This is a genomic window from Bacillus sp. WC2507 (genome assembly GCF_052656125.1).
Genome location: NZ_JBQXPN010000001.1, coordinates 2,968,798 through 2,988,572, shown reverse-complemented (window position 1 = coordinate 2,988,572; position 19,775 = coordinate 2,968,798). Strand labels below are relative to the sequence as shown.

Annotated in this window: 24 protein-coding genes and 1 pseudogene; 4 read left to right on the top strand and 21 right to left on the bottom strand. The window is 33.7% G+C overall.

The features are described from left to right. Positions 1-120 precede the first annotated feature (120 nt). Complete coding sequence (locus ACUN28_RS16035) at positions 121-975, top strand: alpha/beta fold hydrolase (RefSeq protein ID WP_016087614.1); 855 nt, start codon at positions 121-123, stop codon at positions 973-975. Between the two features lie 119 nt (positions 976-1,094). Here ACUN28_RS16035 and ACUN28_RS16030 read toward each other — a convergent pair. Then, positions 1,095-1,429 (bottom strand): annotated as a pseudogene (locus tag ACUN28_RS16030) (hypothetical protein). An 11-nt stretch (positions 1,430-1,440) separates the two neighbouring features. After that, positions 1,441-2,610: a ParM/StbA family protein gene (locus ACUN28_RS16025; RefSeq protein WP_016087612.1), complete on the bottom strand. Its 1,170-nt coding sequence runs from the start codon at positions 2,608-2,610 to the stop codon at positions 1,441-1,443. 209 nt (positions 2,611-2,819) lie between these two features. Between ACUN28_RS16025 and ACUN28_RS16020 the strand changes: the two genes are divergently transcribed. Further along, positions 2,820-3,239: a hypothetical protein gene (locus ACUN28_RS16020; RefSeq protein ID WP_016087611.1), complete on the top strand. Its 420-nt coding sequence runs from the start codon at positions 2,820-2,822 to the stop codon at positions 3,237-3,239. Positions 3,240-3,527: 288 nt separating this feature from the next. Here the strand turns inward: ACUN28_RS16020 and ACUN28_RS16015 are convergent, their stop codons facing one another. The 8 genes from ACUN28_RS16015 to sleB form a co-directional block, all read right to left on the bottom strand. Then, positions 3,528-3,956 (bottom strand): hypothetical protein, encoded by a 429-nt coding sequence (locus ACUN28_RS16015; protein WP_016087610.1) that lies wholly within the window; start codon positions 3,954-3,956, stop codon positions 3,528-3,530. 518 nt (positions 3,957-4,474) lie between these two features. Further along, a complete protein-coding gene (locus ACUN28_RS16010; RefSeq protein WP_016087609.1) occupies positions 4,475-5,011 on the bottom strand; it encodes a DUF1697 domain-containing protein in 537 nt (178 codons plus the stop codon). Between the two features lie 108 nt (positions 5,012-5,119). After that, positions 5,120-5,578, bottom strand: a complete 459-nt coding sequence (locus ACUN28_RS16005) for a GNAT family N-acetyltransferase (protein ID WP_016087608.1) — start codon at positions 5,576-5,578, stop codon at positions 5,120-5,122. A gap of 194 nt (positions 5,579-5,772) precedes the next feature. After that, the gene (locus ACUN28_RS16000; RefSeq protein WP_016087607.1) at positions 5,773-6,270 is read right to left on the bottom strand and encodes a GNAT family N-acetyltransferase; all 498 of its coding nucleotides are present in this window, start codon (positions 6,268-6,270) and stop codon (positions 5,773-5,775) included. A 25-nt stretch (positions 6,271-6,295) separates the two neighbouring features. Continuing rightward, positions 6,296-6,652 carry a hypothetical protein gene (locus ACUN28_RS15995; protein WP_016087606.1) on the bottom strand — a complete coding sequence of 119 codons (357 nt, stop codon included), beginning with the start codon at positions 6,650-6,652 and terminating at the stop codon, positions 6,296-6,298. 112 nt (positions 6,653-6,764) lie between these two features. Beyond that, positions 6,765-7,361 carry a YhcN/YlaJ family sporulation lipoprotein gene (locus ACUN28_RS15990; protein WP_016087605.1) on the bottom strand — a complete coding sequence of 199 codons (597 nt, stop codon included), beginning with the start codon at positions 7,359-7,361 and terminating at the stop codon, positions 6,765-6,767. A 26-nt stretch (positions 7,362-7,387) separates the two neighbouring features. After that, positions 7,388-8,728, bottom strand: coding sequence for a germination protein YpeB (ypeB, locus tag ACUN28_RS15985; RefSeq protein WP_016087604.1), 1,341 nt, complete (start codon positions 8,726-8,728; stop codon positions 7,388-7,390). Positions 8,729-8,743: 15 nt separating this feature from the next. After that, complete coding sequence (gene sleB / locus ACUN28_RS15980) at positions 8,744-9,523, bottom strand: spore cortex-lytic enzyme (RefSeq protein ID WP_016087603.1); 780 nt, start codon at positions 9,521-9,523, stop codon at positions 8,744-8,746. Between the two features lie 145 nt (positions 9,524-9,668). Between sleB and ACUN28_RS15975 the strand changes: the two genes are divergently transcribed. After that, on the top strand, positions 9,669-10,001 hold the full coding sequence (locus tag ACUN28_RS15975) for a DUF3889 domain-containing protein (protein WP_016087602.1): 333 nt from the start codon (positions 9,669-9,671) through the stop codon (positions 9,999-10,001). A gap of 55 nt (positions 10,002-10,056) precedes the next feature. Here the strand turns inward: ACUN28_RS15975 and ACUN28_RS15970 are convergent, their stop codons facing one another. The 5 genes from ACUN28_RS15970 to kynU all read right to left on the bottom strand — a co-directional run bounded on the left by ACUN28_RS15970 (position 10,057) and on the right by kynU (position 14,514). Next, the gene (locus ACUN28_RS15970) at positions 10,057-10,674 is read right to left on the bottom strand and encodes a Pr6Pr family membrane protein (protein ID WP_016087601.1); all 618 of its coding nucleotides are present in this window, start codon (positions 10,672-10,674) and stop codon (positions 10,057-10,059) included. 26 nt (positions 10,675-10,700) lie between these two features. Continuing rightward, a complete protein-coding gene (locus ACUN28_RS15965; RefSeq protein WP_016087600.1) occupies positions 10,701-11,609 on the bottom strand; it encodes a serine hydrolase domain-containing protein in 909 nt (302 codons plus the stop codon). Between the two features lie 114 nt (positions 11,610-11,723). Beyond that, the gene (gene kynA, locus ACUN28_RS15960) at positions 11,724-12,563 is read right to left on the bottom strand and encodes a tryptophan 2,3-dioxygenase (protein WP_016087599.1); all 840 of its coding nucleotides are present in this window, start codon (positions 12,561-12,563) and stop codon (positions 11,724-11,726) included. A 32-nt stretch (positions 12,564-12,595) separates the two neighbouring features. Further along, the gene (gene kynB / locus ACUN28_RS15955; RefSeq protein WP_016087598.1) at positions 12,596-13,225 is read right to left on the bottom strand and encodes an arylformamidase; all 630 of its coding nucleotides are present in this window, start codon (positions 13,223-13,225) and stop codon (positions 12,596-12,598) included. Positions 13,226-13,227: 2 nt separating this feature from the next. Next, positions 13,228-14,514, bottom strand: coding sequence for a kynureninase (gene kynU, locus ACUN28_RS15950; protein WP_016087597.1), 1,287 nt, complete (start codon positions 14,512-14,514; stop codon positions 13,228-13,230). Positions 14,515-14,673: 159 nt separating this feature from the next. Between kynU and ACUN28_RS15945 the strand changes: the two genes are divergently transcribed. Continuing rightward, positions 14,674-15,285, top strand: a complete 612-nt coding sequence (locus ACUN28_RS15945) for a TetR/AcrR family transcriptional regulator (protein WP_016087596.1) — start codon at positions 14,674-14,676, stop codon at positions 15,283-15,285. 35 nt (positions 15,286-15,320) lie between these two features. On the opposite strand, the gene ACUN28_RS15940 is transcribed toward ACUN28_RS15945, so the two are convergent. The 6 genes from ACUN28_RS15940 to ACUN28_RS15915 form a co-directional block, all read right to left on the bottom strand. Further along, on the bottom strand, positions 15,321-15,758 hold the full coding sequence (locus ACUN28_RS15940) for an NUDIX hydrolase (protein WP_016087595.1): 438 nt from the start codon (positions 15,756-15,758) through the stop codon (positions 15,321-15,323). A gap of 322 nt (positions 15,759-16,080) precedes the next feature. Further along, positions 16,081-16,320 carry a DUF3953 domain-containing protein gene (locus ACUN28_RS15935; RefSeq protein WP_016087594.1) on the bottom strand — a complete coding sequence of 80 codons (240 nt, stop codon included), beginning with the start codon at positions 16,318-16,320 and terminating at the stop codon, positions 16,081-16,083. A 21-nt stretch (positions 16,321-16,341) separates the two neighbouring features. Further along, positions 16,342-16,587 carry a DUF3977 family protein gene (locus ACUN28_RS15930; protein ID WP_016087593.1) on the bottom strand — a complete coding sequence of 82 codons (246 nt, stop codon included), beginning with the start codon at positions 16,585-16,587 and terminating at the stop codon, positions 16,342-16,344. 112 nt (positions 16,588-16,699) lie between these two features. Continuing rightward, positions 16,700-18,550 (bottom strand): sigma-54-dependent Fis family transcriptional regulator, encoded by a 1,851-nt coding sequence (locus tag ACUN28_RS15925; RefSeq protein WP_016136711.1) that lies wholly within the window; start codon positions 18,548-18,550, stop codon positions 16,700-16,702. A 314-nt stretch (positions 18,551-18,864) separates the two neighbouring features. After that, positions 18,865-19,203 carry an NIPSNAP family protein gene (locus ACUN28_RS15920; protein ID WP_016087589.1) on the bottom strand — a complete coding sequence of 113 codons (339 nt, stop codon included), beginning with the start codon at positions 19,201-19,203 and terminating at the stop codon, positions 18,865-18,867. Positions 19,204-19,230: 27 nt separating this feature from the next. Beyond that, complete coding sequence (locus ACUN28_RS15915) at positions 19,231-19,773, bottom strand: GNAT family N-acetyltransferase (protein ID WP_016087588.1); 543 nt, start codon at positions 19,771-19,773, stop codon at positions 19,231-19,233. Between the last annotated feature and the right edge of the window lie 2 nt (positions 19,774-19,775).

Sequence of the window (19,775 nt, the reverse complement as noted above, 5' to 3'; positions counted from 1 at the left end):
CTTATTTTTGGGGGTAATTACGTATGAAGCATTATGAATTCCAAAACGAAACTTACACACACGTTAGAATCATTCAAAATTGCATTTAAAATTAAATTCAAAAGAAATGGGGAGAACTCTATGACTGAAAAGATATTTAAAATAAACGGGATTGATATATGTACAGAAAGCTTTGGTAACCCTAAAAACCCAGCTGTTTTATTAATTATGGGTGCTACGTGTTCAATGGTTTATTGGGCTGAAGAGTTTTGTGAACAGTTGGCTAACACAGGGAAATTTGTTATTCGTTTTGATAACCGTGATGTGGGACGCTCTGTTGTATATGAACCTGGAACTTCCAATTATACAGTTACAAATATGGCTGAAGATGCAATTGGAGTACTAGATGCTTATCATATTGATAAAGCACATCTATTTGGTATGTCATTAGGTGGTATGATTGCTCAAATTGCTGCCGTAAACCATCCCGAAAGAGTTTTATCGTTAATATTACTAGCTACAAGTGTGATAGGCTCTGACAATAACACGCGCGATTTACCCCCAATGGATGAAAGAATTTTAACACACCACGCAAATGGCGCGCATTTGGATTGGACAAATGCAAATGTTGTGGCAGAATATTTTGTTTCAGGATCTCGCTTATTATGTGGATCAAAACGAACATTTGATGAAACTATGGTTTATACACAAGTAAAGCAAGAAATAGCACGTGCAAACAATCTATTAAGTATGTTTAATCACGCTTTACTTCGAGGTGATGATGCTTATGAAGGAGTACTTCATTCGATACATGCACCTACTTTAGTCATTCACGGAACAGACGATACAGCACTCCCTTTTGAACATGGTCTCGCACTTATTGATGAAATTCCTAACTCAGTCCTATTAACCCTTGAAGGCGCAGGACATGAAAACCATCCCGATGATTGGGAAGACATCATTCATGCTGTTACTGAACATACATCTAATATATAGGTAAATAACGAATAGAAGGGGCACACCACAATTTGTGCCCCTTCTATTCGTTACATGTAAAAAAGCCCATCACTGTATCCGTATGTATAGTGATGGGCAATACTTATATTTTTCTATGTTTAAAAAAATGGACAATCTAATTGATCAACAGATTCCCATGATTTTTTTTTATATTTTCGGTGGATTTATTAGCTTCTAGTGGCACGTTTTTAAAGGGATTTACTTCGACCTTTAATACGGATGATGGCTCCACGTATAGTGTGAAAACATGGCTACTTGGTATAGCTTTTGACACATCAATATCTCCTACTTGTTTAAAGAGTTGCTGTGCTGCAAAGAAAAAGAAATTAGTTGGGTTTGATTGTTTATTCAGCCATGCAATCATTTCAGGTGATACTGATTTATGAATATTGATTTTTACTCGATCACCACGTTTATATCGCCTAGATCGCATACTTCCACCAACTAACTTATTGTTAAGTTTGTAAACCCTAACTCTTTTTGCTTATGCTCTCTATATTTTGGCGAACAAGTGTAGACTAATAATCCACGTGCATTTGTAAATAATGGATTATCTACAAAGATTACATTTGTTAAACGCCCTTTTTGTTTTAAAATCATTTTCAGGCTATTTTTAATAATAACCGCGCCCCCACCATAAATAAATACGTATGGATCGTCCTTCATATCATCAATTTTGTTTATGATATCCGTTGCGACACGCGCTGCTAAACCTAATAATGCTGGTTGTGATTCTTCAACTAATAATGCATTTCTAGGGTGTTTATCATTTAAATAAATTTGATTGAATTCTGTAATGCTATCAATCGTCTTTGTTGGATACTTCCGGTTCCATCTCGTAATAATTTGTAGTAACGTTTCTTTCACACCGTATGATAAGCCTTTACTTAGTTGTGGTCTAAAGTTTACGCCTAGTGAAACTACTTCTTCTGTCGTCCCTGCGCCAATATCAAAAGATAATAGTGTTTTATCAACAAAATCAATTTCTGAAACTTGATTTTGTTCACATTCAATTTTATGTTTCACAACATTTCCTTCTTCATCATATACAATGCCCCACGTCCCAGAAGCGCCCTCAGGTAGGCATTTACAATATTCGATAGAAATATTAATTGTCACATCACGTCCATTTGGATAGTGGAATACAACTTTATGATTACCCATATAACGTTTTGCATTTTCCGCAGCTATTTCTTGTGTAATAAGCTGCATAGGAAGAGCAACAGATAAATCATAACGAATATTAATGTGACTAGAAGTTGGACTTTGGCGCATAGCACTTACTGCTAAACCAGATAGAATGGTAATAACCATTAACTCATCCGTTGATTTATTCGATTTCTTCTCAACCTCAGTACCTTTTAATTGATCTTGAATGACCTTTTTACCAACGATATACCGCACGTTATTTAACATTAACGATGGAGAACTAATGGTCACGTCAATGTGATTTTCTAGTTCAGATAATGAAACATCTCCCTCATCTAACAATCCTGTAGGCTCTCCTATATATAAAGAATATATACTCGGAATAAAAATAGGGTCTTGCCCTTTCACCATTAACTTCAAACCGTTATTTCCTGCATCAGCACCAGCTTTTAAAAGAATAGACATAACTACCCCCTAAATTAATCTGACATCCCTTCCAAATATATGCGAGCCCATTCTTTTACATTCAAATGTAATGTAATTTTTTATTAATCGTAAAAACAAAATATCATATTCTCGGCCCTTTATGTAAAAAGTATTTGACATAGAACTTTTCCGATTTTATACTATTAGTGTAAAGAGTTTTTTACAACTATGGAGGTGCTATTTCTAATATGAATCGTAAAAATTTCATTTTACTAACAATCGTTTTATCGTTACTTGGAGTACTTATACATGGAGCCTATAAATATATCACTGAAGGTGCGATTTTAGGCGGAACAATCTTCGCAAGTGCAATTATAATTAGCTACTTCATCAATCATATTACGTGGGGAGATCCCCACGGTGTATCAGAGGAAAGCCAAGATGAAATGGGACAGCAAATTAAATATAAAAGTTTTAAAGTTGCTTATTTTGTGCTAATATGCCTTATGTTTGTTATTTTAATATTGTCAGAAGGATTTGCATTCCTATTACTCGATGAAATAAAGAATCTTCCTCTCTTTATCGCAATTTGTTCTTCATTCTTTATTTATCCTATTGTCGAACTTATAGTCGCAAAACAATATAAATCAAAAGATGAGATTTTGTAAAGTGATAATAAAGTTATTTAATTCTGATTAAAAAATATAAGAGCCTCGCTACAATTCATATTGTAGTAAGGCTCTTATATTTTTTAATTTCTAACCTTTTAAATGAGTTTGTAGACAAATATAAATAATAAATTTGTTTACTAAATCCATTATTTCATCCCCAAATAATAAAGTATAAATTTTTTTTATTAGTCTTTATACCTAGCATAAATAAGATTATTCACTTTTATCGAAAGCCTTCATTTCACCTAATTTAAGTTCTTGACCTTAACTGTTTTCACATCTAATTTAATTAGTACCATTACGCTCTAACCCTTGTCGATTGAAATATTGTTCAATTAATTCTTTACCTGTTTTGATTGTTGTATAATACTGTCCTTCATATAATTTTCCTTCTGATGGATTATGAAAGGTTTCATATTTCTTTAGTTCTGTATCTTCATCAAATAACTTCTTTGCAACTTCTAAGTCTGATGTTTCAATTGCACCAAATACCCTACCTATATCATAAACGCTCTCTTCATCAAAACTCTCTTCTAGAAGATAGTGTTTATCCTCTTCTATAGGTGTTATCTTACCTTTTGTAAGTGAGTATAGGTGCTTCGTTTCTTCTACTTGTACCATGATAAAAATCCAACCAACTCTTACAACCGTACATGGTGCTATCCCCTCTAATGTAAGTGCAACTACTTTTTGGTCTTTCACAAATTTCCCCATCTTACCTACCCCTTAATTCGTTTGTTTTATACTATAACCATAGTCTCTTAAATATTTATCTGCTCTAAGTAATACGTCTCTAAGAGGTTTCTTTTCTGTAAATGTTAGTCTATTGTCAATCGTGTTCCAATATACTTTACCGTATTTCGTTACAGCTTCTACTTGAATATTGTCAGCATATCTTTTGTATCATAAAAAGCTTCTGTAAATCCTTCTGTAAACTTCTTGATATATTCAGATCCTACTACCATTGCTTGTTTAGTCGATTTATAATTGTAAACTCATAACGGATTCGTTCATGATAACTAGATAACAGTTTGCTCCAAAAAACTTATTGTCTACCATTCCATACTATACCCATTCTTGCTTTGCCTTTGAAAAATTATGCTTTTCTACACCTTGTAATAAATTGAAATTTTTTTATAGAGATAACCTGCATGGTTAGTTCTATATAAATTAAACAACTTGATTATCTCTTAACAAATTTTCTATATACAGAAAATCTAATCATTTTATATTTACATCCCCTCTACTATCGCTTTTAATTTATTCACAGTCCGCCAATTCCTTATCGTAGCTGGTGTATGTAACTTCTGGAACTGATTCATTAATTTAGAATTCCGAATGCTATTTTTGAAAAATAAATACACAACTTTTTCATGTATATAACAATCTTCTGTCTCATTTTTTTGTATAAGTAGCTGATCTTTTTCTGCTTCAGAAAGTTCATTTGCTAAGAAGGCAACCTGTATACTTTCCCCTTCTAGCAATGAATCGGCTCCATAGGGACATCTTTTTATAACATTTATAAATTCCTCATTTGTTCTTAACATGACTGGAACATCAAAACTAAAAACGTTTTTAATTTCAGATTGTATTCGTTCCTTTAGAAAATTAATATCTTCTTCAGATTCGAACACGATATTACCGCTTTGAATATATGTTTTTACTTGTTTTAACCCCATTGATTCAAACACTCGTTTTAAATCAGCCATTTTGATTACCTTATGCCCGCCTACATTAATTCCTCTTAGTAGTGCAATATAAATCGTCATATCATTTCTCCTTATTCAAATGTGTTTCATAAATGATGTAAAGTGATAATAAAGTTATTTAATTTTGTTCAACGAAAGCACCTGTTTGTTGAACAAATAGTGCTTTCGTTATAGAGATGTTGACTTTTTAAATAAAGGTATGCACCCTCCACTAGGCCCATAAGCAACTCCAATTTTTTCCCATTCATATTTTTCGTAATAGCCTTCAAGATCTGAAGTAAGATAAAGAAATTTGTACCCTCTTTTTGCTGCTTCTAGCAGTCCATGATTCAACAAATTTGCTCCTATAGAGTGGCCCCTAAATTTTTCATCTACAAACAAACATGCTAGCCACGGGCTCAAATCCTGACGACTATTTAAATCGTTGCGAATTAATGCATACGTTCCGATAATCTTATCATCTACTTTTGCAATGTAAAAACTCGGTATGTCATTTGGATCAGTTAAAGCATTAGTCATACAATCTTCATAAAAAGCACGCCCACCTTCTTCACCCCATTCTTTCCAAAAAACATCTATTGCCTTATTAAATAAGTCATCCTTATTTAGTAATTGAATTATTTCCATAAAGCTATGACCCCCAAAAGTATTATTTAATAATTGTACAACTAACTAAAATGAATGCTTTTCAAGTATCTTTATTTTTTATGTAACTAGCTATAATTTCTTTACTCTTAAATATAGCCTTTTAATATTTATTCTCTTGTCGTTCTAAATAAAAAAACTTACTACTTTGTTATGCAAGAGTAAGTTTTTTCTCATTATTTCATGATAGGTAAATGCATTATAATTTGTTGACCAATTGGCCCCATTCTTCTAACGCCTTTATCTTGAAATCCAACCTTTTCATATAAATTTTGTGCAGGAATATTTTTTTCATTCACAGCAAGTACAACTTCATTTTTTATAGGAAAATAACATTTTACAAACGCTTGCAATAGTGCCAATGACTTTTTAGCATATCCTTTTCTCTGTCTATTATGATTTACAGAAAACGATGTTAAAAGTAAAGCGTCTTCATTATCTGTGAACTCCTGTACTCTATCTCCTGTTTGCAATGCGAAAAGGCCAACAGGTACCCCATTGTAATCCAAAATAACAATCACATTTTTTGTACGATCACTTTTAGCTTTCTCCAGCAATTCTCCTGGGTCTGATGTAAATTGAACTTGTTCACTTGGTAAAGTAAATGTTTGTATAATTTCTTTATATTTCTCCTTATACGGAACTAATTGAATTTCCCCTGTATGTATGTTCATGCTAAACTCTCCCATTTTTAACTTATTAACTTAAACCTTGCTGCGCTTTAGAATGCACTTTTCCATCTAAAAAGGTAATTTCAACTAATGAAGTTGGATCGCTTCCCTTCCAAGCGAAAATTTGTTTAATTTGTGTAGAATGTTCTACGCCTTCTTCTATGACTAAATCCCCTTCAAAACCAATTAATTCTTTCACTTCTGTATAAGTCATTCCTTCATTTATATTCGAGAAATGATTTATATTGATAGATTCGTTTTGCTGCCTTTCCATCACAGTAGAAGAAGTCGCTGTTTGTTTTTTTACTTCTTTCTTCTGTTCACACGCTGTCATACTGAAACCTAAGCATAAACTACATAATATTAATGTGCTTTTTTTCATCATAACAGTTGTCCCTCCCCTCATAATTAAACCATATATTCCCTTAAAAATAAACTGAATATTTAATATTATATTGAAAAACCCTGTACAATTTAGTACAGGGTTAAGGTTAACTTTATTTATTCAAATGATTATTTGATTGATCATTCTGTTCTTTTCTTAGTTCTTGTTCTTCATCTTTTGGTAATTGTTTATCATTATCTTTAATTGGATTCGTTTCTCGATTTTCAATCATGTCATTTGGAACTTGCGGCATTACTCGGCCAACAATTGCCGCTAACTCATCGAGTATACCTTCGCCTGTTTTTCCTTTTTTAATTTGCTTTCCAATTTGTTTCAGTCGTTCATACGTATCAACATCTGCTACAACGACTGCATTAGCACCATCTGGATCGTTTTTTAAACTTTCTGCAACAGAGTATTTAATGGACTCCACACGAGTTCGATCGAGTTTCGCTTTTACATCAATACCTACAATAGCATATTTCCCAACAACGACCGCTGTTGCATCATTCACACCTGGCACACTTGCGGCTAAAGATGCTAAATGGTCTGCTGCTTTTTCATTTGGCTTATTTGGTTTGTTCGTATAATTAACATTTTTCATCGAAACATTTTTTTGCTCTGGCTTTTCGTTTGGATTGTCCTTTTTTCCAATACTGCATCCAGTTATAAATAAGCAAAGCATCAACATATATAGTAGGATCTTCATTATTCTCACCACTTTACTATTAAAGTTTAATCATAAATTTTTTCAACAGCTTGCATTTTCTTCACTTTTTCCTCTGCTCCGCTATTTGCATTAATGAAAATTTGATACGTATCTTTCCCTAAAGTACCTACAAATTCATAGCAAAGTACTTCATTATGCAAATCATTTACTACGACAGCTTTACGTTCTTCCATAACTTTAACATCTGGATTGATTTTCTTTCTTGCTTCTGCTGCAGTTAACTTTGCTGATGGAACTGTTCGTTTTTGATGTGATGCTAAATATTCTTTTGCGGAAAATCCAACGATAGAACCGTCGTCTAAAGCAATTTTCATTTGGATTGCTTCTGGATAAATTCGTACACCATTCTCATTTACTACATACGTAAATACACCTACATTATCATATTGTGAACTATCATAAAGCTCCATATTGTTAAATTTATGGTCCTTTAAGAATTTCAAACCTTTACTTCCTGCATCGTTTAAACTAATTTTCTGTTCTTTAATTTCTCGATTATTCATAACCCAAATTGGATATCCGCCTTTTCCGGTAATATCCATATAAAACTCATTATTCGTTGCGGAATCTTTAATTTTCACACTATAAAAAGATTCTTTCGCACCTTTTCCGCTTTTCTCAACTTCTACTTTTTCATTTCCTTTTAAATTCAAAAACGATTTTGCAATTTTCGCCGCTTCATCTTTTGAAATTGCTTTTCCATTTGCTTCAAATCCGCCTTTTTTATTTTTTTGTGCACTTGTAAAGGTAGGTCCGAAGTTTGTAGATGAATACGATGTTACATTTTTTTCTACTGTCTTTAGTCCGTCAATAATTGTATTGTCTGCAGGGTCACGATTGGATGCGAGGGCCATCTCAACATCCATCCAGCGTAAATTGTTTTTCAAAACAAGATGTTGCACTTTTCTTAGTTCATCTTGTATATTTCCTGCATTTGAATATAAAGTTTCCAACGTTTTGTATTCTTGATCATTTAACGGCTCTTTTTCTAAATCACGAATGGCTGCACGGTAACTAAAATCACCGATATTCGCTAAAAATTCTTCCGTTTTATTAAAAGGCATTAATGTTAAAGGAAGTTGTCCTACATCTGAACGAGCTTCTGATGTTAATCTCCATACATCTGCTAATGCAGGCGATAAAGATGCGCGTGAATTCATTGCAAGCGTTGTTCCAATTTTGTCGTGCAATAAATCAACCTCATATGCTAAATCATGAAACGCACGTTGATAGCTATTTTCCGCTCGAATTAATACTGCATTCTTCTCTTGATGCTCTTTATAGCCCCAGTATCCTGTCCCGACTACACCAACTGTTAATAATACGATTATAATACCTCGTAACATAGTTCCACCTCCGCTCTATTTACAGAAAATATGTTTCCCGATCTTTTTAATTTGTGGACGAGTCCAAATCCATTTACTTGTTGCAGTATCTGGATTGAAGTAGTACAATGCGTTTCCTGTTGGATCCCATCCATTAATTGCATCTAATACTGCCTTTTTTGCTGTTTCATTTGGCGTTAAATATATTTGTCCATCCGCAACTGCGGTAAAGGCTCTCGGCTCAAAGATTACACCCGAAACGGTATTTGGAAATGATGCACTTGTAACACGATTTAAAATAACCGCAGCTACTGCAACTTGTCCTAAGTACGGCTCACCACGAGACTCTCCATATACTGCGTTTGCCATAAGCTGAATGTCATTTTGAGAATAACCATTTGGAACATTTGTCCCTTTATTTTGAGGTGGTTTATTTTCTTGTGCAGTACCACCGCTATTTCCTTTATTCGTTGTCGTTCCTTTATTAGCAGTTGACTTGTTATACTTCGTTGCCTTCACGAGCATTTGCTTCGTTTTAGCTCCAGCTAAACCATCAACAGGTAATCCGAATTTCTCTTGGAAATTTCGAAGTGCCCAGTATGTACCCCATCCGAAAACACCATCCACTTTTCCCGTATAAAATCCGTTATATTTCAAACGAGATTGCAATTCAATGACATCTTCGCCAGATGCTCCTCTTTGAATGACTTGATTAGAAAAGGCTTCTACATTCTTTAGTTGTATACTACTGACAATTAAAGATAGTCCTATGAACGTAAGTAAAACTGCTATTTTAAAAATAGCTTTTTGGCGCATAAATTTCCCTCCTTAATTACGGAAATGATTTCTTGGTTATGTTTTGTAAAAGCCTCGCTTTTATGTAAAGAAGACAAAAAAATCCAAACTCATATCGTTGAAAAAATATGTAAATAATATAAAAAAAGGATAAAAGGAGTTCATCATGAAGAAATTGTTAAAGCGTGTCGCACTTGTCATTCTGTTCCTAACAACATGTTCAAATATATATACCGGCCCATCAATTGTTCATGCGCAGCCGCCATATGCCAAATGGGGTAAACTTGCTGTAGAAAAGACGAAAGAACAATACCCAAAAGCTGAGATTATTGATTACCTTCATATAGGCAGAAAACCAAAAACCATTCAAATAACAGTTGAAAAATTTAAATTGTGGCTACGTGAAGATGGAAAAGAATACGGTGTTTTTGTTGATGTAGAATTTGAAACGAAGACGGAGAAATTTATAAAGATGTCATTTCAGAAGACGAGTAGATAAAATGAAGAACCCCCACTGTTTATTTTTTAACAGTGGGGGTTCTTCATTTCTAAAATTATTTCCTAAAATTTCGATTCCCTAAAAATCTTACCAATATACAAATAGCACCAATTACAACTGCTATCCCTATACTGTATAAAAGTACTCTACCATATCCACCTATTCTCGGATCTAAAAACGGATAAGGATACCAATTCACGATTGGACCACGTATTAAGCTATATAAAACGTAAAAAAACGGGAATAAGAGCCAACTTGTAGCTTGTTTCCAGGTGATTTTCTTACTAGGTGGATTTAAAACCCAATCTAAAAGCATTGCGATTGGCATGATATAATGTAACACCGTATTTACCCATGGTATTGCGGTTTGAAGTGATTCTTCTAACCCTCTTAATAATAAAAAATAAATGAGTCCAGTCGTAAGTATGTATACAGTTGCTGCACCACGAAGTATACCAAACTGTTCTGATCGACCAAATGTAGCTGTTCCAATACTACTTAAAAGGAGAATACATGCAACTAAAATGTTACTTTCAATCGTAAAGAAACTAAAAAAGTTAACTGGATTAAACGGTTTCACTTGTGCTCTTATTAGAAACTGCGTAATAAGGGCGCTACATGCTAAAAGACTTAAGCATAGTCTAAATAAAGATAACGTTTTTACACCTCTCATATATTCGCTCCTCTCCCTATATAAACTTATAATTCTCTTTGTACATGCTCAATAAATAACTTTAATGGAACGAGCCCACGTTTAGGCATATGACTACTTATTACAGCTACGACTTCTAACTGCGGAATGATAACGATGTATTGCCCGCCGTATCCCATAGCAAAGTATATATAATACGGTATGTGAAATCTTTCGTTATTCAATACCCACCAGTGATATCCATATGCCCCGACATGTTCATACGTTTCAAATAAAGATGTACTTGATTCTTCTAACCATTTCGATGATACGATTTCATTCCCCTGCCAATACCCATTCTGTAAACATAATATTCCGAGCTTTAATAAATCTTTAGATTTCATTTTCATACCGAAACCACCAACATGTATTCCTTGGGGATCTTGTTGCCACTCATATTCTGTAATTTCTAATGGATCAAATAAATATCTTTTCGCAAACTGCTCTGTCGGCATTCCAGTAGCTTTTTGGACAATATAGCTAAGCAAATGAGAAGACCCTGAGTTATAATTCATTTTTGTAGCGGGTTCTTCAATTATTGGCTTTTCTAATATGTACTGCACCCAATTCTCTGATTCAACAAAATCATTTGGGAAAACGACCCCATTCCCAAACTCATTCCAGTCTTCTCCTGTTGTCATCGTTAATAGATGGTAAATTGTTAATTTGCTTTTTTCTTTTGGTACATTTAGAATCCATTTTGTTATTGGTGTATGTATATCATTTATATATCCCTTATCTATAGCCATACCTATTAATATAGATACAATGCTTTTTGTAATCGAATTTATTTTATATAAATTACTTGCACATTCTATCATTTTATAATACTCATTTGTTAGCTCACCTTTTTGATAAACAAGAAATGTATTCACTTTTTTCTTTTCGAATTTATTTTCTAGTTGCTTGAAATCCAAAACTTTACCTCCGTTTAAAAAATCACTTAATTTATTATATCTTGTAGCTTCTATTAAAACATAATTGAGTTCAAATAAAAAACAAACCTGTCAGTTTGACTGACAGGTTTGTTTCTATAATTTCGTGCGAACATTCCAAAGCTCTGGGAAAAATCGTTGATCAAGTACTCGTTTTAAATAAGATACACCAGAAGAGCCACCTGTGCCCATTTTATGTCCGATAATGCGTTCTACCGTTTTCATATGACGGAAACGCCATTGTTGTAGCCAGTCTTCAATATCGATTAATTTTTCAGCAAGCTGATATAAGTTCCAATATTTTTTTACATCGGCATACACTTCTAACCATGCCTCTTCTACAGTTGCATCTTCTTCATAAGGCTGCGTAATATCACGATTTAACACATCTTTATGAATAGGGAATCCTTCTTTTACCAGAGCTTGTATTGCCACATCATATAAACTTGGTGCATGTAGCGCTGTATGAAGTCGAGCGTGTAATTCTGGATCCTTTTCATAAATTTTTAATGCATGCGGTGTTTTATAGCCAAGTGCATACTCAATCATACGATATTGATACGATTGAAACCCTGAAGCTTGACCGAGTGAATCACGAAACTCAATATATTCTGATGGTGTTAATGTCGCAAGAATATCCCAAGATTGAATAATTTGTGATTGAATTTTGGAAACACGTGCTAACATTTTAAAAGCTGGTTGTAATTTATCTTGTTTAATAGATTCAATTGCAGCGTTTAACTCATGTAAAATAAGCTTCATCCAAAGTTCACTTGCTTGGTGAATCACGATAAACAGCATTTCATCATGATGGTCTGATAATCTCTTTTGAGAAGATAGTAAACTATCTAATTGTAAATACTCCCCGTACGTCATATTCTCTTTAAAATCCGTATGAATCCCTTTTTCCATAATTACCTTTTCATTTTCTTTCATATTAGCCAAACGCCCCTTTTATATATTTCTACTTATATTGGTCTAATTACTGCTCGAACTGGGCTTCCATCTGCATCCGTTAAGGCAAGTGGTAATGCGATTAGTTCATAATCACCGTCTGCTACATGATCTAGTACGACATTTTCTAAAATGTGTATGCCATGTTTAAACAATTGGTGATGCGCTTCTAATTCTTTATCATCTAATGGATCAACTGAAGGTACATCCACCCCTATTAAGCGAATTCCTTTTTCAGAAAGGAACGGTGCAATATCAGCACGTAAATGTGGAATTACATCTGGGAATTCATTCGCTTTACCATGTGAAGATGTGCGTAACAACAATCGTTCTACACCTTCTAAATGAAAGTTTTCCAATTCCTTTTTCCCAATGCTTTCAAGATTAGAGACATCAATGATGCGCGCTGGGCCGACATAAACTTGAACATCTAAATCTATTACTTTTTTACCTTGATTATCAAAATGAAAAGGTGCATCAATATGGGTGCCTGTATGAATACTCATCGTTAACTTTCCGACATTTACTGATCCACTCTCTTCTTTTGACCATGATACTTCATACGAGAACGGTGTATCTCCTGGCCAAGTGGCAATATCATTATTTAGCGGTTGTGAAATATCAATCCACTCTGATGCTTTCATACTTATGCCACAACCTCTCGCTTATTTTCGAAATTCTTATATTCTTCATCTTTCATGATTTTCTTTAAAATTTGAACAGAATGCCATACTTCCTCGTATGTGTTATATAATGCAACTGGCGCAAGTCTTACTCCATTTGGCGCCCGGAAATCCGGAATTACGCCATTTGCTTTTAACGCTTTACAAATACGCGCTGCTTCCGCATGCTCTAAATAAATATGCCCGCCTCGTTTTTCATCCTCTAATGGATTTCCAATTGTAAATCCGCAATCTTTTAATTCGTGATCAATTAAAGCCAGCATGTATCTTGTAATATATAGGGATTTTTCACGTAAACGTTCTATACCAGCATCTTTAAAAATTTCAAGAGAACCGATTAAAGGTGCAATACTTAATACATGCGGTGTACCAATTTGATAAGCGCCTGCATGATCAGCTGCGGTTAAAGTATGTTCCATATCAAACTGCTTATCTTTTCTAGAACTAAACCATCCAGATAATCCTGGAAGTCTATTAAAATGTTTATTATTTATATAAAGGCCCCCAACACCACCAGGTCCTGCATTTAAATATTTATAATTACACCATACAGCGAAATCAACATCCCACTCTTTGAACTGATGCGGAATAGAACCGATTGAATGACATAAATCAAATCCAATATGAATTCCTCGTTTATGAGCTTCCGCTGTTAAACGTTTCATATCAAGAATTTGACCACTTCTATATAAAACAGAAGGTAATAAAATTAAAGCGATATCATCTTCCATCGCCTGAATAATATCATCTTCAGAAAGTGTTCTACCATCTCGGCTTTTCACTCGTACTAGATGCTCTTCTGGATCTAATCCTTTTAAACGAATTTGACTTTGAAGCGCATAAATATCTGATGGAAATGTTAGTTCATCCGCAAGAATTTTTGTGCGTATTCCTTTCGGCTCATAGAAAGTTGCGATTACTTGATGAATATTCGTTGTCGTGGAACCGGTTACAATTGTTTCTTCCGGTAAGGCTCCAATAAGAGGTGCGGTCAATTCACCTAATTTTTCTGAAAGGAAAAACCATGGATGTTCTCCTTCTGTCCACCCATCAATGCCATACTCTTTCCATGAATTTAGTAAAGTAAGTAACGATTTCTCTGCTCTTTTTGAAAGTAGACCTAATGAGTTTCCATCTAAATATATTGTTCCTTCTTTTTTATAAAATTCAGTTTGAAAATCTTTCAGTTCATCATGTTTATCACATTCAAGCGCATACTTATAAGTTGGTTGAAATGGTTTTTTATACATGGTGTCACCTTCTTTTAATTTTCTTTTTATTCTAACTAATTGAAATATATCACCTTAGTTGATATAACGTCAATGATATTATGTCAGTTGACTTTATATATGAGTTTCTTTTACAATACAGTTATATTTTCAGATATTTCAGTATAAAGAGGTGATTCTTTGAAAAACAGTACTCTTTCATCAAGAAAACACCGCTCCTTAGAAACAAAAAAGAAATTATTACACTCTGGTTACACTATTTTTATTCATAACGGATTTCAAAAAACGACAATTACACAAATTATTAAACACGCAGAAACCGGTTATGGAACGGCATATGTATACTTTAAAAACAAAGATGATCTCCTCATTGTTTTAATGGAAGATGTCATGAATCAATTTTATGATATTGCTGAGCGTACTTTTTCTCCTGAAACAAAAGAAGAAGCACGTATAATGATTCAAAAACAAGTTAAAGCATTCCTCCAATTAGCAGAAGAAGAACGAGCTATATTGCAAGTTGTGCAGGAAGCTATAGGATTATCAAAAGAGATACGTCAAAAATGGGATGAGATTCGGGAACGCTTTATAAACAGTATTACGCAGGATATTACTTACTCTCAAGAAAATGGGTTAGCATATCCTGAATTACATAAAGAAATTGTAGCACGTGCTTGGTTCGCGATGAATGAGATGTTTCTTTGGACGATTGTGCAAAATGATAAAAAGATTGACTTAGAAGAGGTTGTACATACGTTAACTGAGATGTATACGACAGGGTTATATAAATAGCACACCTTCAATAAATAAGGTGTGCTATTTTACATCTATAAAAATATTTTATCTGGGTATGGTAACGCTAAAAGCGGCTTTTCAGATAAAGAGAAATATTGTAGTTTTAAAGATTCACCATCTATTGGTTTTAGCTCGCCACTAGTAACTTCACACTCAAACACAACAACTATATATTCTACTTCATCGCCATTCGGATATGTATGACGGTACTCTTCTCCTCCAAATACCCCTTTTTGTTTTTTCACTTGCACTTTCAATCCTGTTTCTTCCCAAACTTCCCGAACTACTGCTTCTTCTGGAGTTTCCCCAGGTTCAATTGCTCCAGCTGGCAAACTCCAGTATTCCCCACCAGGAAATTGAAACAAAATATCCCCCTGCTCATTTTTTATAACAGCAGCTACACTTGGCATAAAAATTAGTTCATGGCCTAATTGCTCTCGGATCTTTTTATAATATAGCGACATAGACATTTAATTCTCTCCTACTCCATTAACGAATAACTGTATTTTCTGATATTAATTGTATAATATTCTTAATGCTACCTTCTACATAGAAAAGAAAGAAATATGTCGTCAGAAGAACTAGTAAATGAATTTCTATCATTTAATGATAATGTCTTAAAACGATATTTCCAAGGTAAGAAAAGCGAACATAGTCTTACCTCTTCTGAACTTGCTTATTGGATAACAGAAAGATTTTGTATTGATAGAAAGATGTGCCAAACAGCAACTACTATTTTTAATGAGAAAACTTCAAAAAAATAAGCTGTTACTCAACATGTTAAGTAAAAGCTCATTTTAAATATTTCATTAACGATACAATAATACAAAATAGCGATGTAAGTAAAAGTAACAGCCCCATATTCTTATTCTCTTTTTCATCCTTTTTAACATTTTGTATCCCCATTCCAGCAAGCATTAAACCTAACAGTAATTGCAAAATAAGCATACTTTGCTTCGAATCATCATTCCAACTGTAAATAGAATAGCCCATTACAATAATAGCGAGTATGAATGTGGTAATTCTAATCATAAAAACACCCCCTATTTAATTCTATTGTTTTAACCTACTTACAATTCCAACAATAAACTTATACTCATCTCTACTTTTTTTTACTTTCTTAACCCCTTCTTTCGTATCAAAAATAAAACACGTTTTCCGAAACCAAATTCGTACATATAAAGACTCAAAATAAATAGGTTTTATAATTCCTCGTTCCTCAAATTCAGTTCCATCTTTATTTTCAGTTTCCGTTCGAACAAACCACCTATTTCCGATGCCAATTTCAATATACTTCACAAAAGTCCCCCTTTCGGAAATTAATTTCTAACTATTCTATTATTTCCCCGGTAAGCGCACATTCCGACAGAACATGAGCCCACAAATAAAAAGTAGATTACAAAAATCTACTTTATAGCTTATATTTTTGCATTCGTTTATAAAATGTACTTCGAGGTACATCTAAAAGTTTGGCAGCTAATGAAACATTTCCGTTTGTCTTTTCTAGCGCTTCAATCATGCTATCACGCTGTATTTTTTCACGGGAATTTAATGTATGCTCCGTTTTATTTTCTGCTTGCAATGCAAGTTGATGTTGATTTCCCATCATAGTTTGTAATAAAAAAGAGATTTGTTTTTCGCATATTTCGCGACCTTGCGACAAAATGTAAATGCGTTCTAATACATTTAATAATTCTCGAATATTTCCGGGCCATGTATGCTGAGAAAATTGATTACAAATACTTTTTGGAAATACAACATTCCAATCCTTTCGTACACAAAAATGTTGTATGAAGTACGGAATATCCTCTCTTCTTTCTATTAACGATGGAACATATAGGGGATAAACATGTAAACGATAATATAAATCTTGACGGAATTTCCCTTCTTCTACTAATCGCAGTAAATCTTTATGTGTCGCAGTAATAATACGAATATTTACTGGTACCTCTTTTGAACTGCCAATTGGGGTTACTGCTCGTTCTTGTAAAACACGTAATAATGCCACTTGCATCTCTGGTGGTACTTCACCAATTTCATCTAAAAATATTGTTCCTCCGTCTGCTTGTTCGAATTTCCCTTTATATCCTTGGCGCCGCGCACCTGTAAACGCTCCTTCGGCATAACCGAACAATTCACTTTCCATTAATTCTTTTGGTAATGAACCGCAGTTAACAGCTATAAAAGGACCATTTTTTCTTGGACTATTTTCATGAATCGCCCTCGCTACATATTCTTTCCCTACACCTGTTTCTCCGCATACATATACACTAGCGTCAGTTGGAGATACAAGCTTAATTTCTTCTAAAGTATGTTGAAATGCCTTGCTTGTCCCAATAACTCCAGGGAAAGTAATTCCGTTTATAAATGGGGAAGTAGCAAATAAATTCCCTTGTTTTTTTTCCTTTACATAAATACATTTCCCAATCATTCTATCATTACTATATACTGGTACTTCTAATTTAGGTTTCAACCCATTGTGCATTAAATCTTCAAGTTGCATTCGTGACCAATTAGAGACTCGTTCCCGAACCCTCTTGCTCGCAGAAACGATAACATCACGATGATTACAAATGACAACTTGTTCATCACTGTCAATTACATCTAAAAAACGATGGATTAAATGTAGTTCATTTTGATGCACTCGAATACTACATTCACGTTCAATCGCATGTGCAATCGAAGTGACCATCCCGAGCATATATGGATGTGAAAATTCAATTGGACAGGAGAAATCTAGAACACCAATTAATTTCCCATCATCATTATGAATGGGAGCGGCCGCACAGCTCCAGCTATGAGATGCGACAGAATAATGCTCTGTTCCACTGATCATAATAGCCTCTTCAATCTCTAAAGCTGTTCCTATCGCATTTGTACCAACAGCTGCTTCCGTCCATTTCACACCTTCAATGAAATTAATATGTTTCGCTCGTTTCAACGTTTGTTGATTTCCACTTAATGATAGAACGTAACCGTCTGGATCAATTAATAATGCCATCATTTGCAGTTCATCAATGGTTTTTCTCATATTTTGTAATTGAGGTATTGCTATATCAAGGAAGATTTCACTCTTTTTCTTTTGATCCTGAAAAATATTAGAAGACAAAATTTTCTGACCTTTATTCATATGAGGATTCACATTTGCTACTTTACATCGATGCCATGACTCTGAAATTCTTTCGTTTATACGGTTCGAATCAAGGACTCCTTCATCAACAAATTTTTTCCATGTATGTAAGTAAAACGGTGAAGCTAGCATTGTATCATCTCCCTATTCATTATTTTGGAGATCTGTAAAAACATACTTTTATTATAAAACCGAATAAAAGCGTTTTCAATACAACTAGAAAGAAGACACAAATATGTTAATAATTTGAATATCTTAATGCACTTCTTTATTCTTTTTTAGTAGAACTATATTTTGTATAATGGACGCAAAGAAAATACATAACCAAAACCACTTTTGTGGAGTATCATTTATAAAGAAAACTATGACCGTTATTGCAAATAAAATGGTAGACGCTAAACTAAAATATAATTTTGTTTTAATTCCCATTATCCCCCACCTCTCTATCACTTTACAGTACATACTAACTCTTCATTTTTCAACTCTACTATGTACTCCTGTAAAACATATTCTTTCCCGCCATGTTTTTCATACCAATCATGTATTCTTTTAACATGTATCTTGTCGCTTCTAATTTTCGATTCAATTTCTTTATACTGTTCATAACTATCATATTCCCATATGGCGAATATTTCTGTTGTACCATCATTATTATCTTTCATCCAGCGTCCTATTAGCCTAGAGCCATACTTTAACTGATTAGGTAAGTTCGTGTTATTAAAATGCTCGTTAAATATTTCTATAAATTCATTCTTTACTATATAGTACTTCCTTCTATAAAACATATATTTTCACCTCTTTTATGAACAGACTCAAATACACCTTCCCATTGCTACCGTATTATAATACTTCCCATCCGACAGTCTTTTATCATTTTTCAAAATACCTTCTACTTCAAATCCTAATTTTTTATAAAGTTGAATGGCTTTTTCATTTGTCTCTAACACTTGTAATGATATCTTTTTCACTTCATTTTCATCAGCCCACTGAATAGATTGTTGCAATAGTTTCTTACCCATTCCATATCCCCAAAACTCTCTTAAAATACAAACGCCAAACTCCACTTTATGGGCTAATCTCTTTAAATTGGATCCTTCACATCTTGAAAACCCTACGATTTGGTTGTGAACTTCTACAACTAAAAAGAGATTCTGCATCTCTTCACTATCTGCTTTTATTATTTTTTGAAAACCTACCTTATCTATAAATCCCTCTCCAGCTTCTCTATCCATATTTTCAGTTTCGCCATCGATCTGAACTCTAATCTTCGATAATTGCTCAGCATCCGTTTCAGCCGCAGAACGAATCGTATAAGCTAATCCATTTATATGAAACTCTTGTCTTTTTATAATCATTT